Below are 16,610 nucleotides of genomic sequence, written 5' to 3'. Positions count from 1 at the left end.
ATGAGTATAATAACACAAATATTTGGATTCTTTAATGATCAATTACTGAAAATGACATGGCTTTCTGAACTTATACGTCTCCTTGTTGAAAAAGTATTTGGTTTATCAATAAAAGAAAGACTAGGTGGAAGTATACATTTCTTTATTTACGATGTTATAAAGATATTTATACTATTGTCAGTACTTATCTTTGTAATATCTTACATTCAAAGTTATTTTCCACCGGAAAGAACTAAAAAGATACTTGGAAATATAAAAGGAATTAAGGGTAATATATTAGGAGCACTTCTAGGAACCATTACACCTTTTTGCAGCTGCTCTAGTATCCCTATTTTTATAGGCTTTACCTCAGCAGGGCTTCCCTTAGGTATAACCTTCTCTTTCTTAATTTCTTCGCCATTGGTAGATTTGGCATCATTACTACTGTTAATGTCTTTCTTTGGTCCTAAGATTGCTATAGCCTATGTTATTGTTGGTTTAATATTAGCTGTTATTGGTGGAACTATGATAGACAAGTTAGGCCTTGAAAAATATGTAGAAAGTTATGTTAAAGAGATAGAAAATGTTGATGCTGAAATTATAGAATTAATTAGAGAAGAAAGAATAGAATATTCAAAAGATCAAGTTAAAAGTATTATTACTAAGGTATGGTTGTATGTACTAATTGGAGTTGGAATTGGAGCTACAATTCATAACTGGATTCCTCAATCAGTAATAGAAAATATAATTGGAAGAAATAATCCATTTGCTGTATTGCTTGCAACTGTAGTAGGTATTCCTATGTATGCTGATATATTTGGAACACTTCCAATAGCAGAAGCTTTATTTGGAAAAGGTGTAGGAATTGGAACAGTATTATCCTTTATGATGGCTGTAACTGCACTTTCACTACCATCTATAGTTATGTTAAGTAAAGTAGTTAAGCGCAAGCTATTAGGAATTTTTGTGGCAATAGTTTCTACAGGAATAATCATCATAGGTTACTTGTTTAATGCCTTTGCATATATATTTATGTAAATTTTATAATGAAATAATAAGAGTGGGGGAGTATTTATGTCAAAAAACTGGTATCCAGTAATTAATTATGAAAATTGCATAGAGTGCAAAGCTTGTATTAATAAATGCACTCATGGAGTTTATGACAAAACAAAAGAAAAGCCTGTGGTAATTTATACAGAAGGTTGTATTGATGGTTGTAGAGGATGTCAAAAACTTTGTCCATCAGGAGCTATTGAATATGTTGGAGATATGGGAACTACTTCGGGAAGTTGTGATTGTGGATGTGGCTGCTCTTAATTAAACATTAATCTCTAATCGCTAGAGTAGTGATTAGAGATTAGATAATAGCGACTAAGCTAAACTATTTTACCAGCGTAAAGTAATGATATGAAATTTAAATTATATAAATAAGGATAAATTAAAGATAGGGAGGAAATGTAATGATAGTTAAAGTTTTAGGAACAGGATGCAAAAATTGCAAGAACTTAGAGGCTAATGCAAAAGAGGCTATAGAAGAATTAGGACTTGATGCTACAGTAGAAAAAGTAGAAGATATGAAAGGAATTATGTCCTATGGAGTAATGAGAACTCCTGCACTTGTAGTGGATGAGAAAGTAAAAGTGATGGGTAGAGTTCCAAAGGTTGAAGAAATAAAAGAAATATTGAAAGGCTAAAGTTATTTTTAAAGTAGGAAGGAAACTTCCTACTTTAAAAATAAAAACAACATACCTAACTAGGGTAAGGTATAAATGGAGGGGTAATATGGACTATAAAAAATTAAATAAAATGGTATTTATTTTAGGTATTATGGCTTTTTTTGCTAATGGAGATAATTATGCGGTATCACCACTTCTTATAGATATTTCTAGAGACTTAAATATAAGTATCGGTAATGCAGCACTTTCCGTAACAGCATATATGTTAACATTCGGTCTATTTACTATAGTATTTGGACCTCTTGGAGATAGATATGGAAAAACCAAAATTATAAATATAACAGCTTTTGGAACAGCAATATTTAGTATGTTAGGAGCTTTTGCATATAATTTACCTTATCTTATGGCAGTAAGGGCACTAAATGGAGCCTTTGGGGCAGGAATATTTCCAGTTACTATGGCATTAATCGGAGAGAGTTTTCAGCCTGAAAAACGCCAAGGTGCCATTGGTAAGGTTATGGGAATGATGTTTTTAGGAGGTGCTTCAGCTACTGCAGTAGGAGGAGCTATAGCATATTTTGGATCTTGGAGATGGGTTTATTTTATATATGGATTTGCTGAATTTATTATAGCTTTATTCATGGTAAAATATCTTGAAAAGACTCCAGGAGTTATTGATAAATTAAATTTTGGAAGGGTTTATGGAGAAGCTTTATCTAACACAAAGTTGATTTCTATAGTAGGCACAATCTTTTTAGTTGGGTTTAGTGTATTTGGAAGTTTTACTTATTCAGGAAAATTTGTTCAAGATAGAACAGGATACAATATACTTATAGTAGGCCTTATATTAACAATCTATGGTATAGCCACAGTAATTGGAGGAAGAAAGGCACCAAAACTTAGGATTAAGATGCAAAACAAATTTCTTGTGTTTGCAGGAGTTTTAGGAGGAGTATCATTATTGCTATTCTCTATATCAAGTTTAATAATAGCTATAGGAGTTACACTGTTTGGATTTGGACTTTCATTTGTATTCCTTCAGTCTACTCTAGTAAGTACAGCACAAGAAACTATGCCAAAACTCAGAGGAACGGCAATGTCTCTAGCTTCATTTAATATGTTTGTAGGGGGAGCTATTGGAACTACAGTAAATAGGCAAATCTTAAATAATTATAAGATAAGCGATATTTATCTAATTGCAGGGGTTATTTTAATTATTGTTGGTTTCTTAGGTAGATTTGTAGTAATAAAAGCAAGTAAGTAAATTTATACAAGTTATATTTTATGATATTGAAATATTCAGGTGGTATTGAGGATTAAGCTATCCATATAAAATATAGTGCTAGGATAATCATTATAATACCACCTATTTTTTCAATAGTGTGCTGATACTTTGATAACCAGTTTATATGTGTTAGCACTCCTGTAAAGGTTCCAGCTACTAGCAAAGGAAGGCTTCTTCCTATAGCAAAAGTAAACATCAAGATCATACCATAAAGAGGGCTACCCTTTATGGCAGAATAGGCTAGAGCTGATGCTGCTATTGGCATAGTACAAGGAGATGCAAATATTCCAAAGGGTATTCCAAGGAGAAAGGAACCTAAAAGACCACTTCCATTTTTGAGACTATGTTTAAAGTCAACTCCATTTCCTGAAAAATTAAACACATCTAATAACCAAAATCCCATTAGGATTAAAACGAAAGCAATAATGTAATTTAATAAGTCAGTTTTTAGTAGTACATTTCCCAGTAAACCTGCAAAAGCACCAAGAATAGAAAGCATTAAGGCAATTCCTAATATAAAGAATAGAGATAGAATAAAGCCTCTTTTTTTAGAGTAATTTGTATTACCGCTAACATATGCAATAATAAAGGCTACTGTTAGAAATGTGCAAGGACTGAGTCCACCTATAAATCCCGTAGAAAAAACTATAAGTAAAACAGATATTAAGCTAGAATCTATATTTAAGTTCATTATTAAATAATGAAATGAATTTTCCTTCATAATTTTTCATGAGCTTTCTTGCCATACTATTATAGTCATTAAAAAACTTTTTAGTGTTTTCACAGCAATCAGCGTCAAATGAAAATATAATTATTGAAGGTTTAGAAGAAGTTTTTATGTAATTATACTGAGTTTTTAAATCCGTAAAACTTATAGGCTTGTTCTCATTTTGTATAAAAGTTTTAACTATAAAGAGAGTAATGAGTGATATAAAAACAATAGAAATTATAATAATGTTCCTTTTATTCATGTCTATATTCCTCGGAAGTAAAAGAAATCTTAAATGCAATACCGTAGCATATTATTAAGAAAAATAAGCTTTAAAAAATTTTGTTATGAATATAGAATTAAAATGACTTGAACTAAAAATGTTCAGGTCATTTATTTGGGTTGTTAAACTTTAAAAGTCTAGAGGAACACATATAAAAAACGTGCATACAATGTTGGCATATAGAAGATAATATATATAAGCGTTAAACTTGTGTAAACTTAACTGCGTATATTGTGGTTGTATAGATAATTATCTATACTATATATAGAAGATTATCTATATAGAGGTGAATTAATGATTAAAAATTATGAAATTAACGCTAAGATATTTAAGGCTTTATCAGATGCAAGTAGATTAAAAATTATTGATATTCTTTCTTGTGGGGAAAAATGTGCATGTGATATACTAGAGAACTTTGAGTTTACCCAACCAACTTTATCACATCATATGAAGGTTCTTATGGAATGTGGTCTTGTTAAAGCTAGAAAAGAAGGACTATGGAATTATTATTCATTAGATATTACAAATTCAAATAAGCTAGCTTTATTTTTAATGAGCCTTATAACAGATACAGAAGATAATTGTGTATGCAAAAGTAATTATAAAAACAAAACTTGTTGCAAATAAATTTATATATTAAGGAGATGTAGATTATGAAAAAAATGATTATTTTTGATCCTGCAATGTGTTGTTCAACAGGAGTATGTGGACCATCAGTAGATCCAGAATTATTAAGAATGTCTACAGTTTTAAATAGTTTAAGTAAAAAAGGTATTACAGTTGAAAGACATAACTTAGCAAGTAATCCACAAGCCTTTGTAGACAATAAGACTATAAATGGACTATTGAACAATGAAGGTGTAGATATATTACCAGTAACAATGGTTGATGGAGAGGTTGTTAAAACTAAAACTTATCCTACAAATAAAGAACTTTGTGAAATGTTAGAAGTTCCAGAGGACTACCTTAAAGCTACACTAAAGATTAAATCCAAAGGTTGTGGTTGTAGTGATGGATGTTGCTAATTTAGAAAAGAGGTGCACTAATGTTCAAAAATTTTAGTCCCAATGAAATAAATTTTACTAAGTATTTATTTTTTACAGGTAAAGGCGGGGTTGGGAAAACTTCTACTGCCTGTGCTACTGCTATAACTTTAGCAGACCAAGGAAAGAGAATAATGCTTATAAGTACAGATCCAGCCTCAAATTTACAGGATGTATTTAATGCAGATTTAAATAATAAAGGAGTTCAAATAGAAGAAGTACCAAATCTAGTAGTAGCTAACTTTGATCCTGAAGAAGCTGCAAGAGAATATAAAGAAAGCGTTGTTGCTCCTTACCGTGGGAAGCTACCTGATGTAGTAATAAAGAATATGGAAGAGCAGCTTTCAGGTTCATGTACAGTTGAAATAGCAGCTTTTAATGAATTTTCAAATGTTATAACAGATCGAAGGATTCAAGAAGACTTCGATTACATAATATTTGATACAGCACCAACTGGTCATACTCTGAGAATGTTACAACTTCCATCAGCTTGGAGTAATTTTATTAGTGAAAGTACTCATGGAGCATCCTGTCTTGGTCAATTATCAGGACTTGAAGACAAAAAGAAGGTTTACAAAAACGCAGTTAAAACATTAGCTGATAAAGCTATGACAACACTTGTACTTGTATCACGTCCTGAAATATCTGCTCTGAAGGAAGGGGAAAGAGCAGCTAAAGAGCTTCAAGAGATAGGAGTAAATAATCAAATACTTATTATAAATGGTATTCTCAAAGATACTAATGATACTTTATCAACTAGTATATTCAATAAACAGCAAAATGCACTTAAAGGTATGCCAGAACTCTTAAAAGGCTTAGAAACTTTTGAGATTCCATTAAGACCATACAATGTTACAGGACTTGAAAATGTAAGAGCATTTTTAAAAGAGGATAATCTAAAATATAGTAACGAAAAGCTAAATGTAGATAAAATTCAAAAAGTAAAAGATATTGTAGAGGATCTTTATAAATCAGATAAAAAAGTTATTTTCACCATGGGTAAAGGTGGTGTAGGTAAAACTACTATAGCAGCTATGATTGCACTAGGACTTACTAAAAAAGGTAAAAGGGTTCATCTTACAACTACGGACCCTGCAGCACATCTGAAGTTTGTTTTAGATGAAAGTTATGGTATTACTTTAAGTAGTATTGATGAGAAAAAGGAACTTGATAAGTATAGAGAAGAAGTTTTAAGTAAAGCAAGAGAAACTATGAGTAATGAAGATATAGAATATATAGAAGAAGATTTAAAATCTCCATGCACTCAAGAAATTGCTGTGTTTAGAGCTTTTGCGCAGATAGTTGAAAAATCGGAAAATCAGGTAGTTGTTATTGATACAGCTCCTACAGGGCATACATTACTACTTTTAGATTCAACAGAAAGCTATAATAAGGAAATACAACGTTCTCAGGGAGATACACCAGAATCAGTGAAAAAACTTTTACCAAGACTAAGAAATGCTAATGATACTGAAGTTATAATAGTAACTTTAGCTGAAGCTACGCCGGTATATGAGGCAATCAGGTTAGAAGAAGATTTAAAACGAGCAGGTATTAACAGTAAATGGTGGGTTATTAATTCAAGTCTTTATGCAACGGATACAGCAAATCAGATTCTTAAAGCTAAAGCAAGTAATGAGATAGAGTGGATTAATAAAGTCAATAAAATTTCAAAAGGAAACTTTGCTGTAATAGAGTGGAAAGAGGAAGAAGTTAAGGGAGAGACACTTTTAGAACTGCTAAAATAATGGGATAAGGTGTGATTTATTGTGGATGTTTGTATAAAGTGTATTTGGGAAGAATTCAAAATTCCACTCAAAAAGTATATTAAGAAACGAGTATCGAATGAACAAGACGTTGAAGATATTTTGCAGGCGATTCTTCAGACGGAATTTCAAAACATGACACAGAAAGAGTTGAGTGATAAATTAGGGATTTCTATTTCAGGAACAAAATCAAGGGTACAACGTGCAAGGAAAATGTTGAAAGAAATGCTATTAGGCTGCTGTGAGCTAGAAATGGACAGAAGAGGCAATATCATCGGCTATAAGCATAAAAGTAGTCAATGTAAATATTGTTAAAAAGTCGAGAGTAAAGATGCGTCCTTTTTTATTTTCATACGTCTTTACAGATGAAAACATATTTTATATGGAGGTTATATATGATAAGTAATAAAGAAGAAATTAGGGATTTTATTCGAAAAAACTATTCAGAAGTGGCACAGAAAGGCTCTGAAGGAGGGTGTTGTGGTGGAGGATGCAGTTGTAGTGGTACTCTGTTGGATATTTCCGAAGCATCTATCAAGATTGGTTATAGCCTAGGTGACCTTTCTAATGTGCCACCTGAATCCAATATGGGATTAGGATGCGGAAATCCTATCGTAATTGCAGCTCTCAAAGATGGTGAAGTAGTTCTTGACCTTGGAAGCGGGGGTGGATTTGATTGTTTCCTTGCCAGAAGGCAGGTAGGTGAAACTGGGTATGTTATAGGGGTCGATATGACACCTGATATGATTAAGTTGGCTAGGAAGAATGTAGAAAATAGTGGGTATACCAATGTGGAATTCAGATTAGGAGAAATTGAACATTTACCGGTTGCAGATAGCACAGTGGATGTTATCATATCTAATTGTGTAATTAATCTGTCTCTTGATAAAGAACAGGTGTTTAAAGAAGCTTTCAGGGTTCTTAAACCTGGTGGAAGGTTATCAACATCTGATGTTGTTGCTACAGCACAATTACCTGAAAATATTAAGAAGGACCTAGCATTGATTGCAAGTTGTATTGGAGGGGCTGAATATGTTGAAGATATAAAAACGATGTTACAGAATGCTGGCTTTAGCAATATCCGAATGACACCGAAAGATAACAGTAGAGAAATTATAAATTCATGGGCACCTGGTAAGAATATTGAAGATTTTGTTGCTTCTTATATAATTGAGGCAACAAAAGAAGAGGCTAAGATAAAAATCAGTAAAACATGTTGTACTCATTCAACATCAAATGGTAAGTGCTGCTAAAAAATAATGCTTATGAGAAGCCTATATAAGGGCTTCTTTTTGTTATATTAATTAGATACTAGCAAATAAGAAAAAATTTATTTGCAAAAATATTAATATGATATTACAGTAAAATTATAAAAATTTATAATGATGTAGAGATTTTATATGAAAATGAATAAATATTAACAAGCTACAAGCGTGTTTTGTAAATTGCACAGCGTACCAAATATAGCACACATTTAAAAAAAGGTTAATATTATTGAAAAAAACTCAAAGAATTAAATGTAGGTTAGCTTTTTAAAAATATTAAAGAAAAAAGCTACCGTTTCATTAATGGAACGGTAGCTTTTATTATTAGTATTTTTATTAACAAAGAAAATAAGTGAAAATATTATTTAGTTTGTATAAGGTCTTGTAAGTTCAACATCTACAGCTGTGAATTAATTAAATAGTAAGAACTAATGCAGCTTTGGCATGTAAAATGCTATTAATATTCATATCCGTTGTTATTGAATAAGTATTTAGAATTAAAGGGGGATGAAACTATGAAGAATAAGACTGTTTTAACACCAAAAGAAGCAGCAGAACTAGTCAAAGACGGACAATGTGTAGTGACTGGCGGATTTGTCAGCAGTGGTTGCCCAGAGGCTTTAACATCAGCTTTAGAAGAGAGATTTCTTAACACTGGCAATCCTAAGAACTTAACATTAATTTATGCAGCAGGACAAGGAAGAAGAAATGGTAAAGGAAGTGACCATTTTGCTCATGAGGGAATGGTTAAAAGGGTTATTGGTGGACACTGGAACCAGGCACCTAAGATGGGTGATTTAGCTAATTCTAATAAAATAGAAGCTTATAATCTTCCACAGGGTACAATAGCACACCTATTCAGAGATATTGCTGCAAATAAAATTGGAACAATAACTCATGTAGGCTTGAATACTTTTGTTGATCCAAGAAATGGTGGAGGAAAGCTTAATTCAAAGACACAGGAAAATCTAGTTGAACTAGTGGAAATTCTTGGACAGGAAAAACTGTTATACAAGGCATTTCCAATTGATATTTGTTTATTAAGAGGTACATATGCAGATGAAGCGGGAAATGTTACTTTAGAAAAAGAAATTGCACCTTTAGATGCAACAGCAATGGCTCAAGCCTGTAAAAATAGCGGAGGCAAAGTAATTGTTCAGGTAGAGAGAATTGTTCAGAATGGTTCTTTGGATCCTAAACTAGTAAAGATTCCAAGAATTTATGTTGATGCTATTATTGTAGGTGATGCTGAAAGTAATCAGCAAAGTTTAGGATTTGATTATAATCCTGCTTTAACTGGAGATATACGCGTTCCTGTAAGTGGAATGGATATTCCTCCTTTAAGTGTTAAAAAGGTTATTGGACGTAGAGCTGCTATGGAACTTACAGAAGATGCAGTTGTAAATCTTGGTATAGGCGTTCCTGAATATGTTGCAAGTGTGGCAGCTGAAGAGGGAATAGGAGATTATATGACACTTACAGTTGAGGCCGGTCCAGTTGGAGGAGTACCTAGCGGTGGTGCACAGTTTGGAGCTTCTACAAATCCAGAATGTATTCTTGAACAAAATGTTCAATTTGATTTTTACGACGGAGGAGGAATTGATTTAGCATTTTTAGGACTAGCTCAGGCAGATGCAGTTGGAAATATTAACGTTAGCAAGTTTGGAACAAGAATCGCTGGCTGCGGTGGATTTATTAATATTACACAAAACTGTAAACGGGTATTTTTCTGCGGTACATTCACAACAGGTGGTTTAAAAACAGAAATAAAAGATGGCAAGCTAATTATTATTCAAGAAGGTTCAGAGAAGAAATTTATTAATGCTGTTGAACAAATCACATTCAGCGGAGAATATGCAAATAAAATAGGTCAGCCAGTTATGTATATAACAGAAAGAGCTGTATTTGAACTTAGAAAAGATGGAATGTATTTGACAGAAGTTGCACCTGGTATTGATATAAAGACTCAAATTCTTAATCAAATGAACTTCGTTCCTAAAATGGATGGTGAACCTAAACTAATGGATAGCCGAATTTTTAGAGATGGGATTATGGGATTATCAAAATAAATTATAGAAAATTTTACATAAAATAAAAGAAGATAAAATTAGTATTGGTGTAGGACGGTACTATTTTGAATTATGAAAACGATTAACTTATTAGGGAGGGTAAATTTATGTTAGGTGTTTTTGGAATTATCTTATCACTTGGTTTGCTTATGTATCTTGCTTATAAAGGCCATTCAGTTATTTTATTAGCTCCATTACTTGCAACACTTGCGGCTTTAATCAATGGTGGTGTACCACTTTTAGCTACATATACAGAAGTATATATGGCTCAGTTCGCTACATTTGCGAAAAATAACTTTCCTCTATTTTTGACAGGTGCGGTATTTGGACAACTTGTTGACCAAAGTGGATCAGCTAAGTCAATTGCTAACTTTATAGGTAAAAAGCTTGGTTCTGATAAGGCATTGCTAGCTGTTGTATTATCTACAGCAGTATTAGTTTACGGAGGAGTTTCGCTATTTGTTGTAGCATTTACTATTTATCCAATAGGAGTTGCACTTTTCAGAGCAGCGGATATTCCAAAACGTTTTATACCTGGATGTATAGCTTTTGGAGCCTTTACATTTGCTACATACTGCATACCTGGTTCACCACAAATACAAAATGCAATTCCAATGGCTTACTATGGAACAACTTTATATGCTGCACCTGTGTTAGGTTTAGTAGCTGCTGCAATAGAACTTACTCTTGGTATGTCTTGGCTTAACTTAAGATTAAGAAAAGCTCGTGTTGCTGGAGAAGGATATGGTGATCATATTGACAATATAACAGAAGTTGATGAATCCAACTTACCGGGCTTTGTTACTGCAATTACTCCTTTACTAGTGTTCTTCATATGTAATCTAGCATTCACTTATTGGATTATTCCTCAAATGGATACAGGCTATCTTGCTTCAGCTCCATTTAATACAAAACTAAGCAGTGTTCTTGGGAAATGGGCGCTAATTCTTTCATTAATTATAGGATCTTTATTAACAATAATTCTTCATTTTAATAAATTAAAGGATAGTATGGCATCAAAACTTAGTAAGGGAGCTATGAATGCTCTTCTTCCAGTAGTAAATACTGCATCTGAAGTTGGTTATGGTAATATAATTGCAACACTAGCTGGTTTCGAAATCTTTAAGCAATTCTTCTTTGGTGTTTCAAATAATCCATTGGTTACTGAAGCTATTGCATCATCAGCTATTGCTGGTATCACTGGTTCAGCATCAGGGGGTATTTCCATTGCCCTTGGAGCTTTATCAGGTGATTTCATGAAATTAGCTGATGCAAGCGGTATTAGTTATGATGTTCTTCATAGAATTGCTGTTATCGCCTGCGGAGGTTTCGATTCTCTTCCACATAATGGTGCTGTAATTACAATATTAACTATATGCGGACTTACTCACAAGGAATCATATAAGGATATAGGTGTATGTACCGTTGTGATACCAACAATTACTGTTATCATAGCAATCATTTTAGCAACATTAGGCTTAGGATTCTAATAATTATAAAAAATTAAATTTAAAAATGTCCTGTAAAATTAAGTGTTTTATAGGGCATTTTTGTGCTAGATATTGTTCGTCGTAGAAGCATTTAGCAATAAAATGATTCTTGTATAAATTAATTTAAGAACTTATAATAAAGCTTAATAATGAATATTTATAGAAAATGCTCAACGTAGTGTGATTGGAGGAATAATATGAGCAAAATAAGTTCATATGATATAACTGGGTTAATGAGTGAAGATGAAATTTTAGCTAGTGATTATTGCACTATTCTACAGGAGCTAAAAAAAACTAGAAAGCTTTGTGCTGCATTAGATGCAGTAATTGAAAATTCTGCAGACACTATATTTATTGCAGATGGAGAAGCTAATACTGTTAGAGTTAATAAAGCCTATGAGGAATTATCAGGCTTAAATAGAGAAGAATTAATAGGTCTTAATCTTAAAGAAATGGAAGGAAATTATATTTCTAAATCAGGATCATTACTTGTTCTGCAAAAGAGAGAAGCCGTAGAATTAGAACTACATTTTTATAAAACAAATAGAAAAGCTTTTATACGGAGTATACCTATTTTTGATGACAATGGAAACATCTCCATGATAATTAGCAATAGCAGAAATTTTGAGGAAATAGAAAAATTAAAAGATAAATTAATTGAAGCTGAAAAACTTGCAAGTAAGTATCATAGTCAGATAGAAGCTATAAGGGAGCATCTATGGAAAAAACGTGATATTATTGCAGAAGATAAGAAAATGATTGATCTTTTGAATAAAGCATATAAAGTTGCGAGAGTTGATTCTTCTGTGTTGATTTTGGGAGAAACTGGTGTAGGCAAGGGTGAGATGGCTAAATATATACATGAGAATAGCCCAAGGGCAAAAGAAAAATTTATAAGTATAAACTGTGGTGCAATTTCTGAAAAATTAATTGAAAGTGAATTTTTCGGATATGAAAAAGGAGCATTTACCGGTGCAAATAAAGAGGGGAAAATGGGTCTTTTTGAAGTAGCAGATAAAGGTACAGTTTTTCTTGACGAAATTGGAGAACTCTCTCTTGATATGCAAGTTAAGCTTTTAAGGGTTTTGCAGGAACATGAATTTGAAAAAATAGGTGGAACGGAACCTATAAAAGTTGATATAAGGGTAATAGCAGCTACTAATAGAGATTTGAAGGAAATGATAAAACAAAAGTTATTTAGAGAGGATCTATTTTATAGATTAAATGTTGTACCTCTAGTAGTCCCCCCTTTAAGAGAAAGAGTAAACGATATAGTACCACTGGCATTAAAGTTCCTTAACCTGCTTAATGAGAAGTATGGATTAAAGAAAACTTTATCCAGTAGCGTTTACCAAGCACTTATTAAGTATGAGTGGCCTGGCAATGTAAGAGAACTAAAGAATGTGATAGAGCAGGCTGTAATCATGAGCGAGGATGAAAGAATTACTCTTGATAACTTACCTATTGCGGGATTAAGTAAACTTGAAGTAATCGATGTAGATAAAAATGTTGATTTAAATGAAATTGTGGAAAAGATTGAATTTGAATATATTACTAAGGCTTATGAAAAATATAACAGCGTAAGAGTTGCAGCAAAGGCATTGAATATGAGTCCTTCGACTTTTGAGAGAAAAAGAAAAATATATGCTAACAAATATTCCAGCATTGTAAAATAATTATTATATAGATGTGCCATTAATTGTACGCAGTACCATTTGTGGCACAATGATAAAACCTATCGATAAAACTTGAAAAGATAATAAATTTCACTAATAAATACATAAATAAAGAGAGCAACCGTGCCATATATGGTACGGTTGCTCTCTTTATTTAAGCTTGTTAACTAAATTAAACTATTAAATATAAGAATATTAAATTTATATACATTGATTGAACTCTTTTAATGAAGCCATTTGTGGATAACAAACTTATCACAATCTGATTATTTGGCATATAAAATGCTATTAATTTATGGCATAAAAAGCTTACAAGGAGGAATAGTAATGGATTTCAATTTAAAAAAAGAACATTTATTAGCTCAAGAAATGTTTAGGAAATTCGCAGAAAATGAGGTGAAACCACTAGCAGCGGAATTAGATGAAGAAGAAAGATTTCCTGTTGAAACTATAGAAAAGCTTTCAAAATACGGTTTCATGGGAATACCAATACCTAAACAATACGGCGGTACAGGAGCAGATACTATCACATATGTACTGTCAGTTGAAGAAATTGCAAAGGTATGTCTAACAACAACAACTATTTACACAGCACATACTTCCCTTTGCGCTCATCCGATTTATCAATTTGGAACAGAAGAGCAAAAACAAAAATATGTAGTTCCACTTTGCAAAGGAGAAAGACTTGGTGCTTTTGGACTTACAGAGCCAGGTGCAGGTACTGATGCTGCTATGCAACAAACTAAAGCAGTATTAGAAGGAGACCACTATGTATTAAATGGATCAAAGATATTTATAACAAATTCAGGCTATGCTGATACTTACATCATAATAGCAATGACAGATAAATCTAAAGGTACAAAAGGATGCTCAGCTTTCATAGTTGAGAGTAGCTTCCCAGGATTCTCTGTTGGTAAAAAAGAAAAGAAAATGGGTATCAGAGGTTCAACAGCTTGTGAACTTATATTTGAAAATTGTATCGTGCCTAAAGAAAATCTTCTTGGTAAAGAGGGAGATGGATTCAAAATTGCTATGCAGACTCTTGATGTAGGACGTATCGGAATAGCAGCGCAAGCATTAGGACTTGCCGAAGGTGCATTAAACGAATGTATTAAATATGTTAAAGAAAGAAAACAATTTGGAAAAAGAATTTCTCAGTTCCAAAATACTCAGTTTGAAATAGCAGATATGAGAACAAAAATTGAAGCAGCACAATTATTGGTTTACAAAGTAGCATCTCTTAAGGATGAAAAGAAGCCATTTTCACCTAATGCAGCTATGGCAAAGCTTTACTGTTCACAATTAGCAAGTGAAGTAACAACAAGATGCTTACAATTATTTGGCGGATATGGATTCACTAGAGAATATCCAATAGAAAGAATGATGCGTGATGCTAGAATTACTGAAATATACGAAGGAACTTCTGAAGTTCAAAAAATGGTTATTTCAGGTTGGTTAAAAATTAACTAAATTTCGAGGGGAGAAGAATAAAGATGAAGATAGTTGTTTGTGTTAAACAAGTACCTGATACAACAGAAGTAAAATTAGATCCAAAAACCAATACGCTTATTAGAGAAGGCGTTCCAAGTATAATAAATCCTGATGATAAAGCAGGTATTGAAGCTGCACTTAAGCTAAAAGAAAAAGTAGGAGGAACAGTTACTGTAGTAACTATGGGACCTCCACAAGCAGATGTAGCCTTAAGAGAAGCTTTAGCTATGGGCTGTGATGATGCTATCCTTGTAACAGATAGAGCCTTTGGTGGATCTGACACATGGGCAACCTCATCAACACTTGCTGCTGCTTTAAAGAAACTTGATTTTGATCTAATAATTACAGGTCGTCAAGCAATAGATGGAGATACTGCTCAAGTTGGGCCGCAAATAGCAGAGCATCTTGGAATTCCACAAGTAAGCTATGCTGAAGGTCTTGATGTAGAAGGAAATAATATAATTGTAAAGAGACAATTTGAGGACAGATATCATGTAATTGAGGTAGCTACTCCTTGCCTTATAACAGCTTTGACTGAACTTGGAGAACCAAGATACATGTCTATAGGCGGAATATTCGATGCATATAGAGAAAAAGAAGTTAAGATCTGGACTTTAGAAGAATTAAAGGATACAGTTGACGAGGCAAACTTAGGACTTAAAGGTTCTCCTACAAAGGTTAAGCAATCATTTACAAAACAAGCTAAAGGTAAGGGAACATTGCTTCAAGATGTAAGTGCTGACGAAGCAGTAGATGCTATAGTAGCAAAATTACAAGAAAAATACATCATATAATTGATGATAAGAAAATGAGATAAAAAATATGATTAAGAAAGGAATGTCAAGCTAATGAGCAAAGATGTTTATGTATTTGTAGAGCAGAGAGATGGAGAAATTCAAAAAGTTGGCATGGAACTTATAGGCAAAGCTAATGAGCTTGCTAAGGATTTAAATCAAAAGGTTGTAGCAGTTCTTTTAGGTTCAAATATTAAAGATAAAGGACAAAGTTTAATACAGCATGGAGCAGATGAGGTAATTATTGTTGATAACTCAATGCTAGCTGAATATGCTACAGAACCATATACAAAAGCTTTATATGAAATAATTAAAGGATTTGAACCTGAAATTGTACTTTTCGGTGCAACTTCCATAGGACGTGATCTTGCTCCAAGAGTATCAGCAAGAATTCATACAGGATTAACAGCAGATTGTACAAGCTTATCAATTGATTCTGAAACTAAGTTACTAATGATGACAAGACCTGCTTTTGGTGGAAACATAATGGCTACAATAGTATGTGAAAATCATAGACCACAAATGGCTACAGTAAGACCTGGAGTTATGAAGGCATTGCCAAAAGATGAAACAAAGGTTGGAAACATGAAGGTTTTGGACATTAAATTTGAAAGCGCTGATATGAATGTAAAAATAAGAGAAGTTATAAAGGAAAATAAACATACAACAGATATTACAGAAGCAAAAATACTTGTTTCTGGAGGACGTGGAATTGGAAGTGCAGCAGGCTTTGACATGTTAAGAGATTTAGCTGATGTTCTAGGTGGGGAAATATCATCTTCAAGAGCAAACGTTGATGCAGGCTGGATTGCAAAAGATCGTCAAGTTGGACAAACAGGTAAAACTGTTAGACCGGATTTATATTTAGCTGCAGGTATATCAGGTGCTATTCAACACGTTGCTGGTATGGAAGGTTCAGATTTGATTATAGCAATAAATAAAAATAACACAGCTCCTATATTTGATGTAGCTGACTTAGGTATAGTTGGTGACCTTAATGTGATTATACCTAAGTTAACAGAGAAAATCAAAAAAATAAAAGCTAGTAAATAAGCAGAATCATTATTAAAACTAATATTAAAAT

General features: G+C 32.7%; 16 protein-coding genes. 15 read left to right on the top strand and 1 reads right to left on the bottom strand.

Annotated features, from left to right (window positions below; genetic code table 11):
• From CLHOM_RS09290 to CLHOM_RS09275, 4 genes are all read left to right on the top strand, one after another.
• Entirely contained in the window at positions 1–1,017 is a 1,017-nt protein-coding gene (locus CLHOM_RS09290; RefSeq protein WP_052221420.1) for a permease, read from the top strand.
• A 36-nt stretch (positions 1,018–1,053) separates the two neighbouring features.
• Positions 1,054–1,296 (top strand): ATP-binding protein, encoded by a 243-nt coding sequence (locus tag CLHOM_RS09285; protein WP_052221419.1) that lies wholly within the window; start codon positions 1,054–1,056, stop codon positions 1,294–1,296.
• A gap of 143 nt (positions 1,297–1,439) precedes the next feature.
• Complete coding sequence (locus tag CLHOM_RS09280; RefSeq protein WP_052221418.1) at positions 1,440–1,673, top strand: thioredoxin family protein; 234 nt, start codon at positions 1,440–1,442, stop codon at positions 1,671–1,673.
• Positions 1,674–1,761: 88 nt separating this feature from the next.
• Positions 1,762–2,919, top strand: a complete 1,158-nt coding sequence (locus tag CLHOM_RS09275; RefSeq protein ID WP_052221417.1) for an MFS transporter — start codon at positions 1,762–1,764, stop codon at positions 2,917–2,919.
• Between the two features lie 52 nt (positions 2,920–2,971).
• Here the strand turns inward: CLHOM_RS09275 and CLHOM_RS09270 are convergent, their stop codons facing one another.
• On the bottom strand, positions 2,972–3,661 hold the full coding sequence (locus CLHOM_RS09270; protein ID WP_082204392.1) for a cytochrome c biogenesis CcdA family protein: 690 nt from the start codon (positions 3,659–3,661) through the stop codon (positions 2,972–2,974).
• A 565-nt stretch (positions 3,662–4,226) separates the two neighbouring features.
• Here CLHOM_RS09270 and CLHOM_RS09260 point away from each other — a divergent pair.
• The 11 genes from CLHOM_RS09260 to CLHOM_RS09210 all read left to right on the top strand — a co-directional run bounded on the left by CLHOM_RS09260 (position 4,227) and on the right by CLHOM_RS09210 (position 16,579).
• Positions 4,227–4,559, top strand: a complete 333-nt coding sequence (locus tag CLHOM_RS09260) for an ArsR/SmtB family transcription factor (protein ID WP_052221414.1) — start codon at positions 4,227–4,229, stop codon at positions 4,557–4,559.
• A gap of 26 nt (positions 4,560–4,585) precedes the next feature.
• Positions 4,586–4,957, top strand: coding sequence for an arsenite efflux transporter metallochaperone ArsD (gene arsD, locus CLHOM_RS09255; protein WP_052221413.1), 372 nt, complete (start codon positions 4,586–4,588; stop codon positions 4,955–4,957).
• A gap of 20 nt (positions 4,958–4,977) precedes the next feature.
• Entirely contained in the window at positions 4,978–6,723 is a 1,746-nt protein-coding gene (gene arsA / locus CLHOM_RS09250) for an arsenical pump-driving ATPase (RefSeq protein WP_052221412.1), read from the top strand.
• A 21-nt stretch (positions 6,724–6,744) separates the two neighbouring features.
• Entirely contained in the window at positions 6,745–7,056 is a 312-nt protein-coding gene (locus CLHOM_RS09245; RefSeq protein WP_052221411.1) for a sigma factor-like helix-turn-helix DNA-binding protein, read from the top strand.
• A gap of 80 nt (positions 7,057–7,136) precedes the next feature.
• Complete coding sequence (locus tag CLHOM_RS09240; protein ID WP_082204391.1) at positions 7,137–7,994, top strand: arsenite methyltransferase; 858 nt, start codon at positions 7,137–7,139, stop codon at positions 7,992–7,994.
• A gap of 527 nt (positions 7,995–8,521) precedes the next feature.
• The gene (locus tag CLHOM_RS09235) at positions 8,522–10,075 is read left to right on the top strand and encodes an acyl CoA:acetate/3-ketoacid CoA transferase (protein ID WP_052221410.1); all 1,554 of its coding nucleotides are present in this window, start codon (positions 8,522–8,524) and stop codon (positions 10,073–10,075) included.
• 107 nt (positions 10,076–10,182) lie between these two features.
• On the top strand, positions 10,183–11,565 hold the full coding sequence (locus CLHOM_RS09230) for a GntP family permease (protein WP_052221409.1): 1,383 nt from the start codon (positions 10,183–10,185) through the stop codon (positions 11,563–11,565).
• 197 nt (positions 11,566–11,762) lie between these two features.
• Positions 11,763–13,241, top strand: a complete 1,479-nt coding sequence (locus CLHOM_RS09225; RefSeq protein ID WP_139205608.1) for a sigma-54 interaction domain-containing protein — start codon at positions 11,763–11,765, stop codon at positions 13,239–13,241.
• Between the two features lie 327 nt (positions 13,242–13,568).
• Positions 13,569–14,711, top strand: a complete 1,143-nt coding sequence (locus CLHOM_RS09220; RefSeq protein ID WP_052221408.1) for an acyl-CoA dehydrogenase — start codon at positions 13,569–13,571, stop codon at positions 14,709–14,711.
• A 23-nt stretch (positions 14,712–14,734) separates the two neighbouring features.
• The gene (locus CLHOM_RS09215) at positions 14,735–15,526 is read left to right on the top strand and encodes an electron transfer flavoprotein subunit beta/FixA family protein (RefSeq protein ID WP_052221407.1); all 792 of its coding nucleotides are present in this window, start codon (positions 14,735–14,737) and stop codon (positions 15,524–15,526) included.
• A 54-nt stretch (positions 15,527–15,580) separates the two neighbouring features.
• Positions 15,581–16,579, top strand: a complete 999-nt coding sequence (locus CLHOM_RS09210; protein ID WP_052221406.1) for an electron transfer flavoprotein subunit alpha/FixB family protein — start codon at positions 15,581–15,583, stop codon at positions 16,577–16,579.
• Positions 16,580–16,610: the final 31 nt, after the last annotated feature.

This window comes from Clostridium homopropionicum DSM 5847, assembly GCF_001263795.1.
Classification (GTDB): domain Bacteria; phylum Bacillota; class Clostridia; order Clostridiales; family Clostridiaceae; genus Clostridium_H; species Clostridium_H homopropionicum.
Note: the sequence above shows the minus strand (reverse complement) of the source record. Positions and strands in the feature narration are given on the sequence as shown.